General features: G+C 65.9%; 13 protein-coding genes and 1 tRNA gene. 8 read left to right on the plus strand and 6 right to left on the minus strand.

Annotation, left to right across the window (positions count from 1 at the left end):
- Positions 1–16 precede the first annotated feature (16 nt).
- Both IWX78_RS10690 and IWX78_RS10695 read right to left on the minus strand, forming a co-directional pair.
- On the minus strand, positions 17–1,897 hold the full coding sequence (locus IWX78_RS10690) for a helicase-associated domain-containing protein (protein WP_196833514.1): 1,881 nt from the start codon (positions 1,895–1,897) through the stop codon (positions 17–19).
- Positions 1,898–1,915: 18 nt separating this feature from the next.
- Positions 1,916–2,188 carry a multidrug ABC transporter ATPase gene (locus tag IWX78_RS10695; RefSeq protein WP_334684684.1) on the minus strand — a complete coding sequence of 91 codons (273 nt, stop codon included), beginning with the start codon at positions 2,186–2,188 and terminating at the stop codon, positions 1,916–1,918.
- Positions 2,189–2,366: 178 nt separating this feature from the next.
- Here IWX78_RS10695 and IWX78_RS10700 point away from each other — a divergent pair, with 178 nt between their 5' ends.
- Positions 2,367–2,750, plus strand: a complete 384-nt coding sequence (locus IWX78_RS10700) for a cold-shock protein (protein WP_196833515.1) — start codon at positions 2,367–2,369, stop codon at positions 2,748–2,750.
- A 47-nt stretch (positions 2,751–2,797) separates the two neighbouring features.
- The gene (locus tag IWX78_RS10705) at positions 2,798–3,718 is read left to right on the plus strand and encodes a DUF3027 domain-containing protein (protein ID WP_196833516.1); all 921 of its coding nucleotides are present in this window, start codon (positions 2,798–2,800) and stop codon (positions 3,716–3,718) included.
- 85 nt (positions 3,719–3,803) lie between these two features.
- Here IWX78_RS10705 and serC read toward each other — a convergent pair whose 3' ends face one another.
- Positions 3,804–4,916: a phosphoserine transaminase gene (gene serC / locus IWX78_RS10710; RefSeq protein WP_196833517.1), complete on the minus strand. Its 1,113-nt coding sequence runs from the start codon at positions 4,914–4,916 to the stop codon at positions 3,804–3,806.
- Positions 4,917–5,043: 127 nt separating this feature from the next.
- Here serC and IWX78_RS10715 point away from each other — a divergent pair, with 127 nt between their 5' ends.
- The 3 genes from IWX78_RS10715 to IWX78_RS10725 all read left to right on the plus strand — a co-directional run bounded on the left by IWX78_RS10715 (position 5,044) and on the right by IWX78_RS10725 (position 7,735).
- On the plus strand, positions 5,044–5,739 hold the full coding sequence (locus IWX78_RS10715; protein WP_196833518.1) for a metal-dependent transcriptional regulator: 696 nt from the start codon (positions 5,044–5,046) through the stop codon (positions 5,737–5,739).
- 274 nt (positions 5,740–6,013) lie between these two features.
- Positions 6,014–6,880: a C40 family peptidase gene (locus IWX78_RS10720; RefSeq protein WP_334684685.1), complete on the plus strand. Its 867-nt coding sequence runs from the start codon at positions 6,014–6,016 to the stop codon at positions 6,878–6,880.
- Between the two features lie 354 nt (positions 6,881–7,234).
- Positions 7,235–7,735 (plus strand): HNH endonuclease, encoded by a 501-nt coding sequence (locus tag IWX78_RS10725; protein WP_196833519.1) that lies wholly within the window; start codon positions 7,235–7,237, stop codon positions 7,733–7,735.
- A 3-nt stretch (positions 7,736–7,738) separates the two neighbouring features.
- On the opposite strand, the gene IWX78_RS10730 is transcribed toward IWX78_RS10725, so the two are convergent.
- Positions 7,739–8,119, minus strand: a complete 381-nt coding sequence (locus tag IWX78_RS10730) for a VOC family protein (RefSeq protein ID WP_196833520.1) — start codon at positions 8,117–8,119, stop codon at positions 7,739–7,741.
- 212 nt (positions 8,120–8,331) lie between these two features.
- Here IWX78_RS10730 and IWX78_RS10735 point away from each other — a divergent pair.
- Positions 8,332–8,403, plus strand: a tRNA-Arg gene (locus tag IWX78_RS10735).
- 88 nt (positions 8,404–8,491) lie between these two features.
- On the opposite strand, the gene IWX78_RS10740 is transcribed toward IWX78_RS10735, so the two are convergent.
- Complete coding sequence (locus IWX78_RS10740) at positions 8,492–8,761, minus strand: hypothetical protein (RefSeq protein WP_196833521.1); 270 nt, start codon at positions 8,759–8,761, stop codon at positions 8,492–8,494.
- A 611-nt stretch (positions 8,762–9,372) separates the two neighbouring features.
- Here IWX78_RS10740 and IWX78_RS10745 point away from each other — a divergent pair.
- The gene (locus tag IWX78_RS10745) at positions 9,373–13,125 is read left to right on the plus strand and encodes an AAA family ATPase (RefSeq protein ID WP_442929240.1); all 3,753 of its coding nucleotides are present in this window, start codon (positions 9,373–9,375) and stop codon (positions 13,123–13,125) included.
- Between the two features lie 64 nt (positions 13,126–13,189).
- Positions 13,190–13,414, plus strand: a complete 225-nt coding sequence (locus IWX78_RS10750) for a hypothetical protein (RefSeq protein ID WP_196833522.1) — start codon at positions 13,190–13,192, stop codon at positions 13,412–13,414.
- A 35-nt stretch (positions 13,415–13,449) separates the two neighbouring features.
- Here the strand turns inward: IWX78_RS10750 and mscL are convergent, their stop codons facing one another.
- Positions 13,450–13,854 (minus strand): large conductance mechanosensitive channel protein MscL, encoded by a 405-nt coding sequence (mscL, locus tag IWX78_RS10755; protein WP_196833523.1) that lies wholly within the window; start codon positions 13,852–13,854, stop codon positions 13,450–13,452.
- Positions 13,855–13,874 lie beyond the last annotated feature (20 nt).

Here is a 13,874-nt window from a genome sequence, read left to right on the forward strand (position 1 = left end):
AACTCGGTGCGCGCGCCTACTTCAGTTCGAGGATGCTGGAGAGCGGCAGGGTGCGCTCGATGTCGGCTTTCTTGTCGCGGCCGCGAAGGCGCCCGCCTGACACACCCGTCGGTTCGAGAACGAACTCCATCGGTCCGGAGCGCGGCACATCGACCGTGACAGTGATGGTCTGTTTCGCGCGGATGGCCGCGTCGATCTGCCGGGCGATCCACGCCAGGTCTGTGCCTCCGGATGCGTCGGCCTCCGCCTCACGCAACCGTGCGATGAGGTCGCCATGGTCGACCTCCGCCGGTGCCGAGACCGGGTGAGCGACACGACGACGCCGAAGGCTGATCGTCTCGCCCTCCGTATTCTCGGCGGCGACCGGATACCGCGCGTCGCTGAGCGCCCAGAACACGACCTCGAAATCGAAGCGGCTGATCATCCGATGCACGCCGGAACGGCGCAGGCCGAGCGAGCTGAGTGCCTGATCGACATCGAGCAGCCCGATCATCGCGCTGTCGTCCGAACGGACGTAGCTGCTCGCCCCGCTCGACGCGGCATCCGCTGTCTCGACCGTCAGAGGCCCGACCCGGACCATGCCGAAGCGGGAGGCGGCCTGTGAGATGAGGTACTCGACCGGCTGCGGGATGCCGGTGAGCGAGAGGGCAGACAGGAATTCCAGCATTCCTTCGGCGGTCTCGCCCGAAGAGAGGGCCCTGTTCACGCTCTCGGGTGACAACCGGTAGCTGAATGCCTGGGCGCGGCCTTCGAGGTCGGCGAACGCGCGCAAACGCACATCGGTGCGGGGTTCGAGCGGCCCGGGAGAGATGATCGTGAGGTCGTGCTGGAGGTACACCTGGCGCACGTGGGTGGGAAAGTGGGAGGACATCGCTGCTGCGGCGGCCGTCGCATCCGTTTCGAGGAGGATTCTGCCCGCGGTGCTCGGTACCTGGGCTCCGGTGGACGGGCCACTGGTGATGCCCAGCATCCTGGCCTGATCGGTGACCCGCGAGACCTGGGTGGAGATCCAGTCTCCGCCTGCCGGGTAGAGCCAGTGCGCGTACTCCTGCAGGGCACCGCCCCACGTGGAGCGGGTCCGTCCGCTGAGAACCTGTCGCACCTGCGGAGGAAGGGCGCCGAGCCACGCGTCGGCGAGCACGCGCCACCGTTCGCCAGCCGTCAGTTCGAGCCAGTCCTCACCGGCCGGTGCTGTGAGCCACATTCCGGGTTCGTGGCTGACGAGACCGGCACGCACGGTGAGATCGAGGTAGGAGTCCACGGCCGCGTGATCGACCTGCATGGCGTGGGCCAGGCGTTTGCGTTCCGGCAGCGCCGGACCGCCCTTGCCCAGTTCCCTGGCCGGATGCACGAGCAGTTCGGTGAGCAATTCAGCGCTCGCCGAAGTGGTCTGGAAGGCGTGCTCGGCGGCGCTGAGATCGGTGAGCGCGGCTGCCTCGGCCGGCTCGGACGCGGGGAGGGCAGGGGGAGGCGTTGCGGCAAGGTGCGTCGCAATGGGCAGATCGGGTGTCGACCAGCCGTCGAGAACGGTGGCGACAGCATCGATCGCCGCGAATCGGTCACCCACGCGGCTGAGGAGCGCACGCTCGGCTGCGAGACCGGCGCGCCCGGCGACCTCGACCGGATCGAGAGAGTCCCCACCGAACGAGGCGTGGCGACTGGCGATTTCTGTTGCGGAGAGGGGTTCAGGCGTCGATGCGGCAATCACACTGAGTGTCAGCCGGTCGAGTCGTTGCAGCGCTGATCGGATTCCACCGGCGTCGAGCAGGAGCTCGGCAAGATCGAAGAAGTCGGTGACGCGCGCCTGCGGCTGAATCCGGCGTTCGGTGAGCAGGGCTTCGAGGCCGGTGTCCGGGAGCGCCCGAAGACTTCCGGCGAGGGTCAGGATGTCAGTCATGGGCTGCCGGCGTTCCGGTCAGTTCTGGCTTCGTCGGGATTCACGGGCGCGGCGCACCGCGCTGGAGATCATCAGCGTGATCAGGAGCACGATCGCAAGTGGAAGCCCGATGTACGGGACCATGACGACGACGGGCCAGAGCCCGGCTGCGAAATCGTCCGACCCCATGCCCTGCCCTGTTCCCACCATGATCGCGATGAAGGTGCCGACGGAGAGCAGCACCAGGGCGAGGAGCATGAACGCGAGGACCCGCTCGAGGCGGCTGGCGTTATGCGGTTGAGGATCGGTCACAGTCCTCAGGATATCGGCACCGGTGTTGCGATGCCCAACGCGACCGACACGCCGAGCTTTCGCTGACGCTCTAAGCTGGAGAGGCGGGGTTCATCCCGTTCGACCGCGGTTACTGCCGTGGCGACAGCATCGCACGCCGGATTCCCCGGTGTGTCCAGTTCACAGCGAGGTTTGGTCCATGCCCACCGGCAAGGTTAAGTTCTACGACGAGGAAAAGGGCTTCGGCTTCATCGCGAGCGATGACGGTCAGGAAGTCTTCCTGCACGCATCCGCTCTTCCCGCAGGCGTGACCTCCGTCAAGGCGGGCAGCCGGCTCGAGTTCGGCATCGCCGACGGCAAACGTGGCGTTCAGGCGCTGTCTGTTCGTGTGCTCGATGCTCCGCCGAGCCTGGTCAAGATGAAGCGCAAGCCCGCCGATGACATGGCGATCATCATCGAGGACCTCGTGAAGCTGCTCGACGGGCTCGGTGGGGACCTCCGCAAGGGCCGCTACCCCGATAACGCCCACAGCCGCAAGATCGCACAGTTGCTGCGTCGCGTGGCCGACGAACTGGACGCGTGATCGCCGCGCCAGGCTGGGCCCGCCGTCTTTTTACGAGGAGCACTCCGATGACCGACACCGAGAACTCCACCCAGAATCCGTCGGCTGACGGGGCCGATGCACCTGTGACGGCAGAGGTTACGCAGGCGCCGCAGACGGATGTCGTCGACCCGGCTCCTGCCGCCGAGTCCGGTCCGGACGCGCAGACGACGCCGGCGCCAGATACTGCCGACGGCACTGTCGCAGACGTCGCCTCGTCTGACGGAAGCGCGTCGGCTGCAGGCGAGTCCGCCGTGAACTCGGATGAGCCCGAGGTCGCGGGTGACGGCGAGCAGGATGAGGGTCGCCCCGACGCCGCTGAGGCTCCGCCTCGGCCGGCTCCCGTTGCCGACGAGGTTCTCCGGGCCTCGGTCGACGTCGCGCGCGCTGCCCTGCTCGACGTCACACCTGAATCGACCATCGGTGCCGTTGTCGGTCACGCCGCCGAGGACGATCACGTACTCTCTCTCTTCTTCGAAAGCACGCTCGCCGGGTACCCCGGCTGGCACTGGACGGTCACCCTCGCCCGAGTCGGCGATGACGGTGAACCGACCATTCTGGAAACCGAGCTCATGCCAGGCGAGAATGCCCTCCTGGCGCCGGACTGGGTGCCGTGGTCTGAGCGCCTCGCGGACTACCAGGCGTCTCAGGAAGTCGCCGAAAGCGAGGCGCGCGCGCTCGCCGAGGCGGCGGCGCTGCTCGATGAGGGCGACGACGACGAAGAGGACGACGACGACGAGTTCAGCATCCTTCACGCCGGAGACGTCGACGGTGTCGACGTCGACGAGATCGATGAGAACGATTCTGACGACGACGAGTCGGACGACGACGACGATGACGACCAGTCAGACGACGACGACGACGACGAGGATGACGACGACGAGTCAGACGACGACGACGACGACGATGAGGACGAGTACGGCGACAAGGGAGCTGAACGCAGCTACTGAGCCGGACCGGCTCCCAGCCGGGACTGCCTGCACAGGAAATGCCCCCTCAGATCGAGGGGGCATTTCCTGTCGGGTCGGGCTCGGCCTACAGGGCGCCGACCACGTACTCGATGCTGCGGGTGAGCTGGCGCACGTCGTCGGGGTCGATCGCGGTGAAGGTCGCGACGCGCAGCTGGTTTCTGCCGAGCTTGCGGTACGGCTCCGTGTCGACGATGCCGTTGGCGCGGAGTGCCTTCGCGATCGCCGTCGCATCGATCGACTCATCGAAGTCGATGGTCACGACCACCTGGGAACGGTGAGCAGGGTTCGTCACGAACGGCGTCGTGTACGACGTCTTCTCGGCCCAGTCGTACAGGTGAGACGACGACTCGAGGGTTCGCGCTGACGCCCAGTCAAGTCCGCCGCTGGAATTCATCCACTCCAGCTGGCTGTCGAGCATGACGAGCGTTGCCAGGGCGGGTGTGTTGAGGGTCTGGTTGAGCCGCGAATTGTCGACCGCGTTCTTGAGGCTGAGGAACTCGGGAATGTACCGGTCGGATGCGGCGACGCGCTCGACTCGTTCGATCGCAGCCGGCGAGAAGAGGGCGAACCAGAGCCCGCCGTCTGACGCGAAGTTCTTCTGCGGGGCGAAGTAGTAGACGTCCGTCTCTGACGCGTCGACCGAGATCCCGCCTGCCGCGCTCGTGGCATCCACCACCGTCAGGGCACCCGGGTCGCCGACGACCCGCTGTACGGGTGCCATCACTCCTGTGGATGTCTCGTTGTGGGGCCACGCGTAGACGTCGACGCCGGCAGTGACCTCCACCTCGCTGCGGGACCCGCCAGGGGCCTCACGCACGAGCGGTGCTTCGAGCCAGGGGGCTGCGGCCGCTTTCGCGAACTTCTGACCGAACTCGCCGAAGACGAGGTTCTCGCTGCGCCGTTCGATCAGGCCGAACGCGGCGGCATCCCAGAACGCCGTCGATCCGCCGTTGCCGAGGACGACCTCGTAGCCGTCGGGGAGAGCGAACAGGTTCTCGAAACCGGCGCGAACGCTGCCGACGAGTTTCTTCACCGGGGCCTGGCGGTGCGACGTACCGAGCAGGGTGGCGCCGGCGCGAGCGACGGCATCCAGCTGCTCCTCCCGCACTTTCGAGGGTCCGCAGCCGAATCGACCGTCTGCTGGCAGGAGTTCTGTGGGGATCGCGATCTCAGGCATTCCCTCATCCTAGAAGGCGCAGGATGCCGGATGGACGATGAACGGACGGTGAACGGGCTCGAGCGCCGCGAGTCTTCTCATCCCCGCTAGGCTGGTCGCAATTGCGCTGAACCATGGGGAGCCGTCAATGACTGATCTGATTGACACCACCGAGATGTACCTCCGTACCATCCTTGAGCTGGAAGAAGAGAACATCGTGCCGCTTCGTGCACGGATCTCTGAGCGACTGGGACACTCGGGACCGACGGTGTCTCAGACGGTCGGGCGGATGGAACGCGACGGACTCGTCGTCGTCTCCGGCGACCGGCACCTCGAACTCACGGGTACCGGACGGAGCAAGGCCGTGCACGTCATGCGCAAGCACCGGCTCGCCGAACGACTCCTCAGCGACGTGATCGGCCTGGAGTGGGAGTACGTCCACGAAGAAGCCTGCCGCTGGGAGCACGTGATGAGCGAGCAGGTCGAGCGCAAACTCCTCGCCATGCTCGACCACCCCACCGAATCGCCCTATGGCAACCCGATTCCCGGCCTCGATGAACTCGGCGACGCGCCTGCCGGGACTTTTTCTCACGGTGTGACCAATATCGTCGAACTCGTGCGCAGCGGATCCGAGCCGGTCACCGCCACGATCCGTCGCCTCGGTGAGCCGGCGCAGGTCGATCCGGAGCTCCTCGTTCAGCTCAAGCAGGCAGGAATCCTCCCTGGAAACGAAGCGGTCTTCTCGGCCGTCGGTTCGTATGTCCTGGTTCAGGTCGACGGGCTCGGCAACGGACTCGAACTGCCCAACGAGGTCGCAGGACACATCTTCGTCCAGACCCCCTGACCCGGCTGGGTCGCGCTCACGGCCAGCCGCCGTGACCGGTCGATGTCCGTTTCGCCTCGATTCGCCGTTACCTGTTCGTTATTTTTCTGCGAATAAAGGTGACAAATTGGTAACGGTCACGTACCCTCGGATAAGTCCGAAGGTCGCCAGTCGATCGCAGGACCCGATGTAGGGCGCCTCTCTTGCTCGTCTCCCTCCGTCGCGCACCCGATATTTTCCTTGCGGACGAGACAGTGGCCCTAATCTGCTGTGCGAGGCGCCGGAGGTTTGCACTTTGGCCGAAAACACCAACCCGGGCGCACCCGGTGACTCGATGAAGCCGACAGGCTCAGACGCCGGCGAACGCCAGGTAGCAGTTTCCCGCCGCGGCACTGTCAGCCGTCGTTTCGCTCCCGCCGCCCCGTCGTCGTCGACGGGCCCGGCCTCCAAGCCGAAGGCGCAGACCAAACCCACCGGCTGGCGCGCGTGGCGGTCGACCGCGATCATGGCACTCGTCGTCCCCGGCCTGTTCGCCACCATGGCTCTTCCCGCCTACGCCTTCACTCCCGTGACCGACGACGCCGACGGCACCTCGGAACTGCAGTCGCTCAAGGAGTCAGGCGCTCAGTCGCTCTCGGTCGACGAAGACGTCGCAGCAAACGCAGTGACGCGTGACGCGTACTCCGCAACCACAGTCGCAGAGCTCGCCGCCACCAAGGCAGCCGCGGACGCGGCCGCCCAGCGGGCCACCTTCGTCGACACACAGTCGACGTTCACCGGGCCGTCGGCTGAGGACTACCTTTCAGCGCCTCCGTACCCGGAATTCAGCCTCGAGCAGGTCTTCTCGGTCGCGCTGCAGTACCAGGGCGTGCCGTATGTCTACGGCGGAGCAACTCCTGCCGGCTTCGACTGCTCGGGCTTCGTCAAATACGTCTACGCCCAGTTCGGCATCAACATGCCGCACTCGTCGACTGCCCAGGGCAACATGGGCACGCGGATCTCCGTCGAGGATGCTGTTCCTGGCGACCTCGTGGTCAGTGCAGGTCACATCGGTTTCTACGCCGGCAACGGCATGATCCTTCACGCCTCGCGTCCGGGAACCCCGCTGCGCATCGGCCCGATCTACGCAGACAACTGGTGGGTCGTCCGGATCGGAATCTAGATCTCGGCTTCTTCGGACTGAGCCTGCTGTCCATCCGGTGAACGGCAGGTCACCCAACTGAGAATCGGCGTGCCTTCGTCTGAAGGCACGCCGATTTTGGGTTACATTAAAGCTCTGACCTTTGGAAAGTGCAGGAAAGCTCATGGATCGAATACCCGGCATCCACACCACGGATGCTTGCGGTTGCCTCGAGACAGGGCCCGCCGGCTACTCATGTCACTGCCGCTCGTCGGTTGTGGAAAGGCGCTGTCTGTAAAGACGGCGCCTTTTTTGTTGCCTGGATCCTGTTCTTCTCACCGGTCGGAGAGAACCGAATGACCGTGAAGCCGTCACGGCGATTTGAGAGGAACCGACATGCGCACACTGGTGTTGAACGCCGGGTACGAACCCCTTGCCATCGTTTCATTCCGACGTGCGCTCGTGCTCGTCATGAATCAGAAAGCGTCGATCGTCGAGATCGACACTGGGCATCCGGTGTGGGGAACGGACGGCGCGCATGACCGGCCGGCAGTGATCGTTCTTTCACGGTACGTCAAGATTCCGAGTTCGCGTCGGGTACCGGTGACCCGGCGGGGTGTGCTGCGTCGAGACGCGAATCGATGCGGGTATTGCGGTACGTCGGCATCGACGATCGACCACATCATCCCGCGGTCGCGTGGGGGAGCGGACTCGTGGGAGAACCTCGTCGCCTGCTGCCTGCGGTGCAACAACACGAAGAGTGACAGGACCCCCGGGGAGATGGGCTGGTCGCTGCGAACCAAGCCGCGAATGCCGTACGGGCCGACGTGGGCGGTGCGTGGCGCCGAGCGCGCCATGCCCGCGTGGGACCAGTACCTCACTCCGGCCGCAGCCTGACACTCAGACCCGTGACTGCGAGAGGCAGATGAAGTTGCCCTCGCTGTCCCTGAACCATGCGCTGTACTCGTCGTCGTACTCGGCGACTCCGTCGACGGTGCGGAACTCGTCGGCGTCGTAATCCTCGAATGTGACGCCGGTACCGCGGAGCTCGGCCATGGTCGCGTGGATGTCCTGAACCGCCCAGCAGATCTGGGTGTTCTGCGCGGTACCCGCGTTCGGCGTCTGGTAGATGAGGAGGTCGGGGGCGCCGACGGCGCCGTAAAGAAGGCCCTCCTCGGTGACGCGCGTCGGTTCGAGGCCGAGCTTGTCGCGGTAAAAGGCGTGAGCCCGCTGAAGGTCAGCAGCCGGGAGGACGGTGAATGAGGCGGATGAGGTGAGCATGATGTCAACTCCGTGCGGGTGTGGCCGGTTGCGGCCGGGTGTGACGCTACCGGTCTGGTGCGTCTGATCGAGGAGAATGCGGTGGCTGAGCAGGGCCGGATGTTCCGCCGACCGGGGGAGACGCCGCGTGGTGGGCGCGTTCACTCCGCATGGTACGCCTGCGCGCGGTCGTCGCACAGGGGGTATCCGGCTCCGCTAAACTTGACCGGTCAGCCTCTGTAGCTCAATGGAAGAGCACCTCCGTCCTAAGGAGTTGGTTGGGGGTTCGAGTCCCTCCAGGGGCACATCTCTCGGGTCGAACAGGCGGAGCCGATACCGAAGCTCAGCTTCGGCATCGGCCCGTCTGCCCGGCATTCCCTGGGTGTGTCCACGTCATCGCAGGCGGGTCAGATCCGAGCCCCACTGCTCATACTCGTTGCGCAGTTGCTCCAGCAGGAGCCGTCGATCGAGCGGCTCGGTCGCAACACGGAGCCGGTGACGCCGGCCGGCGGGCCGTCGTCCCCAGGTGATGAGGGCGACACCGACGCGCAGCGCCGCACGGTCGAGCAGACCGACGCGTCGCACCGGGCGGCTCCGGACGGCGGGGACGGGTTGGGGCGGGTGGTCCTGACGGCCGCGGACGGCCGTGAGCTGAGTATTCATGGTGATGTTTTCCTTGCGTGGATGTGGCGGATCCGGGCGCGCTGAGAAGAGCGTTCGGGGTCGCCGAAAACAGGTACCGCCTGGGAGCGGCGAAAAGACCGACACGCGGGAGGCATGTCGGACACGGGGTGGATGACCGCAGGGCAGGCGAAGGCAGAGAACTGCCGGCCGGGCCGGGTCGGGCTTCGGAAGCGTCACCACCGTCTGGACCGGTGGGTTTCCCTAGCGGCCGATCAGGCGGTGAAGACGCCGACGAAGCCAGCGGTGTGGACTGCGAATGCAGACTGTGGATTAATCACGCTTGGCTCCTTTCGTCAAATGGCGTAGGCATCACCGTAGTGGAATCGCGGGTTGGCGCGCAAGACCTTTTTGGTGACGTCTCGCCGATCGCGACTGCAGCACTCGCTCCACAGCTACAGGGTCGCCAGCGTTCTGCTCAGAACGGGTGGGCCCCCGAGGTCGACCGGCCCGCCACCGTTCACCGAATACGACCCCTGTTCCATCGGCAGCGACAACTGTTCGGGGGGCGGAGAACTTCCGAACACGCCAACTCGGCGAAAAACCGGTGATGCTACCGGCGATTGGCTCTGCAAGCGCTTAGGGTGTGGGTTGTGTGGCGGCTAGACAAGAAACCAGATGCGAGCGATTTTGATATCGACGACGCAAATACGTCGCTCGCGCTCTCAGTCACCAGTCCGACTGGTCTGAGCGTCGGCGATCCGAACTTCTCGGTGGGAAACGTGGCAGAGACGGAACGGCAACGCTGGCGCAGCCAGCTCGCAGCAGTCGGCGGTACGTCGCCCCTGCTGCACTTCGTCGACGAACCGCGAACCCGCATCGAACTCAGTTCGACACACCCGGGCGGCCTGCCCCAGTTCATCACCGGCCATTCGACGCTGCTCTCGAACCTGATCCGCGACGAGCTCGCCCTCCGCAGCGCCAAGGTCGCTGCGGACCAGATCACCGTCAAAGGCATCGAGCTCCGCACCGTGCGCGGCATCGAATCCGTCCACCTGGCCATCGGACTCGCCCAGTGGCGCAACGGGAACGAAGACTTCTCCGCTCCCGTTTTGCTGCGTCCGGTCGCGATTCGCCGTTACGGCCGCGATTTCGAACTCAAGCTCAAGGGCGCCCCGTTCCTCAACCCGGAACTGGCCCGTGCATTGCACGACCAGTACCGCATCACTCTTGACGCCGAATCCTTCGAAGCCCTCGCCGTCACCAACGGCGTCTTCAAACCGCAGCCGGTCATCGACCGGCTCCGCGGGCTGACCCAGCACCTCGACTGGTTCAGTGTTCAACCACGACTGGTCGTTTCCTCCTTCGCCGGTGTCGGTACCGCCCTCGCCCGCGACGCCGGGGACCTCGAACACCCCGTCCTCGACGCGATCGCCGGCAACCCCGGAGCGCGTCGACTTGTCGAGGGCCTGTTCAGCCCGGTGGATGCCATCGGCCAGGACGACCGCCCCCCGACGACCGACACCCTTCTGCTCGACGCTGACACCGAGCAGGAGAACGTGATCGCGCAGATCACCGCCGGCCACTCGATCGTCGTCACCACGCTGCCGGGCACCGGCGGCACCCAGACCGTCGTCAACGCCATCGGGGAGCTCGTTTCGCAGCACAAGCGCGTTCTTGTCGTCAGTGCCAGGCGATCGAGTCTCGACGGCATCCGTCACCGCTTCAGCAAGGTCGGGCTCCCCGGCTTCACCGTGAGCCCCGGCACGATTCGCCGCGACCTCATCCAGGCGATCTCGCGTAACGAGAAAGCGGTCGCGCCCAAGGTGGCCGACGTCGACGACGCCCTCGTGCGCCTGCGCAAGGTCCTCCTCGACTACCGCGGCTCGCTCGGTCGTGTCGACGGCGGCCTCAGGGTGAGCGTCATCGACACGCTCGAAGCCCTCACCCGCCTCGGCAATCTTCCGGTCCCTCCCACCACGTCGGCCCGTCTCGACCTCGCCTCGCTCGAGAAACTCGCCGGCAACCGCGATCTCATCGCGCGCAAGCTGGCGACGGCTGCCGCCCTCGGCGAGTTCCAGTACGGCCCGAACGATTCGCCATGGTACGGCGCGCAGTTCTCGAGCACCAAGCAGGCGAAAGCCACCCACGATCTCGCGAAGAAGCTCCACCGCACCGAGCTGCCCCGCCTGCTCGAACGCGGTTACGAGCTCATCGGCCAGACCCGCATGCGCGCGTTCGAATCGGTCGAGGAACTCGGCGTGTACCTGCGCCTGCTGCTCGACGTGCGTGAGACGCTCGACAAATTCCAGCCCAGCGTCTTCGACCGGTCGCTCGGTGAACTCATCGCGGCGACGAGTGCACGGCGGGATGCCCCCGCGATGTCGTCCGCGAACCGCAGGCGCCTGAAGAAACTCGCCCGCGAATACGTGCGACCCGGTGTGCACGTCGCCGACATGAACGCCGCCCTTCGTCGGATCCAGCAGCAGCGGACCCTGTGGCAGCGTTACGTGGCCGCCGGTGTGACCCCTGAAGTTCCACTCGGCATCGCCGACGTGCAGGTCGCGTACCAGCGTGTCGTTGAAGACCTCGGAAAACTCGATGTCCCACTCGGCCGCGACAAGTCCGCAACGCTCATCGCTCTCCCGGTCACGGAGCTGGTCCGTCTGCTCTCCGGCCTTGCCGCCGACTCGCAGGTGATGGAGAACCTCCAGGAGCGCACGACCCTCATCGCCGAGCTGCGAGAGAAGGGTCTCGCTCCACTGATCACCGACCTGTCGGTGCGTCACGTGCCCGAGAGCCAGGTCGCAGCCGAACTCGAACTCGCGTGGTGGCAGTCGGTGCTCGAGCACATGCTCGCGACCGACCGCGCACTGCTCGGCGCCAATACGAGTGTGATCGACCGTCTCGAGGCCGACTTCCGCCTGGTCGACGAAGCGCACGCATCGGCATCCGGTGCCCTGCTCGGAGCGCTGCTCGCCGACACCTGGAAGATCGGCCTCGTCGACTTCCCTGACGAAGCAACGGCGCTCAAGAAGCTGCTGCGCGGGGACGGCGCAACAGCGGCGCGCCTCGAAGCCACAGCACCGCACCTGTCGAAGGTGCTCTCGCCGGTGTGGCTGGCTTCCCCGTACGAAGTGCACCTCATCCCGGACGGCCTCCGATTCGACACCGTTTTCCTCGTGGATGCCGGCGCGACAACGCTGGCCGAGAACGCGGGAGCCATCCGCCGCGCCCGTCAGATCGTGGCGGTCGGAGACCCGGTGACGCAGAGCCCGACACCGTTCGACATCGCGATCGGCGACGCCAGGCACCCCGATGCGGCCGACGACGTCGACGCACGACATGCCGACTCCGCTCTCGCGCACCTGTCCGGTCTGCTCCCGACCCTCACCCTCACCCGCAGCTACCGTGCGGGAGGCGAAGACCTCGCCGAACTCGTCAACCATCGCTTCTACGGCGGTGAGATCGAGTCACTCCCCTGGGCAGGTTCGTTCCTCGGTCACGGCAGCCTCACCCTCGACTACGTCCCCAACGGACACGGCATGCCCGACCCCGAGAGCGGGGGAGTGGAGAGCGTCGACGCCGAGGTCGCCCGGGTCGTGAACCTCGTGCTCGAGCACGCCATCAACCGGCCGCGAGAGTCGCTCATGGTCATCACGGCCAGCGAGAAGCACGCCACGCGGGTGCATCAGGCGGTCATCTCCGCCTTCGCGATGCGGGCCGACCTGTCTGACTTCATCCTCAAGGAGAGGGCGGAACCGTTCACGGTCCTCACCCTCGAGCAGTCCGTCGCCGAGAGCCGCGACCGGGTGATCTTCTCACTCGGCTACGGTGTCACCCCACACGGTCGGGTGCTGTCCAACTTCGGATCGCTCGGCAAGCCGGGCGGAGACCGCCTGCTCGCTGTCGGAATGACCCGCGCGCGCCGATCCATGGTCATCGTCTCGTGCATCCGGCCCGAGGACATCGATGTCGACAGGATGCAGCACGGCATCGCAGCGCTCACCGAGATCCTGCGGCAGCCGGTGCAGCATGTTCCGACGCCCCCGGCGACGGATGGTGCCGAACCGATGCTCCTCGACCTCGCCGAGCGACTCTACCGCCAGGGATTGTCTGTCGAAGTGGGCTACAGGGGCAAGCTTGCCCTCGTCGCCTCCTACGACGGCAAAGCCATCGCAGTGGAGTCCGACCCTGAAGTCGGTTCTGACTCATTGCGGGAGTCGTTGCGGCTCAGACCCGACGTGCTTCGGCGCCTCGGCTGGCACTACCTGCGGGTGCACAGCTTCGACCTCTTCAGCGACCCGAACGGTGTCGCGAAGAAGATCGTCTCCATGCTCGGTGCTCCGCCGGCCGCAGCAGCTGACGATGACTCGACGGATGCCCCGAGCGACACGGACGCGTAGAGCCCGCAGCCGACCGGCGCCGGTCGGGTTCGCGCCCCCCTTTCGGACGGCTTAAACTGGGGGCATGACCGCGTCCAGCCCTCCGAACGACTCTGCGACGCCCGCCGTGCGTCGAGTGCTTGGATCGCGTCGCGCGGTGCTGCCGGGGGCGTCCGGAGCGGATCCGACTCCGCAGGAGCGCGTCGACCCGGTGCGAGCGGCGGAAGACACCGATGCTCCCTGGGGAGTGCGAGCGCAGGATTCGAACGACGACCAGTTGAAGAGAGACGTTCCACCGCACTGGGCCTGAGCGCCCGATCCGCCTCGTGAACCGTGAGCCGTCGGCTACTTGCGCAGGCTGTTCTTCGCGAGGAGGTCGCGGATTTCGGTGAGCACGTCGATCTCAGTGACCGGCTTGTCCTCCTGAACAACACCTGCCTTGCGGCGCGATTCCGCGTGCTCCTTCATCTTGTTGATGGGAAGAACGAAGACGAAGTACACGACAGCGGCGACGATGAGGAAGGTGATGATCGCACCGAGGACGGCGCCGAACTTCAGCTCTGCGTCACCGATCGGCACGTTGAACGCCTCGTTCAGGCTCTCAGCCTTGAAGAGGGCGCCGATCAGCGGATTGAAGATGTTCTCGACGATGGCATTGACGACAGCGGTGAACGCGGCACCGATGACCACGGCGACGGCAAGGTCGATGACGTTGCCCCGCATGATGAAATCCTTGAAACCCTTGAGCATGGGCGATGCCTCCTGTCTGG

It is taken from the genome of Mycetocola sp. CAN_C7 (genome assembly GCF_015752285.1).
GTDB lineage: Bacteria > Actinomycetota > Actinomycetes > Actinomycetales > Microbacteriaceae > Mycetocola_A.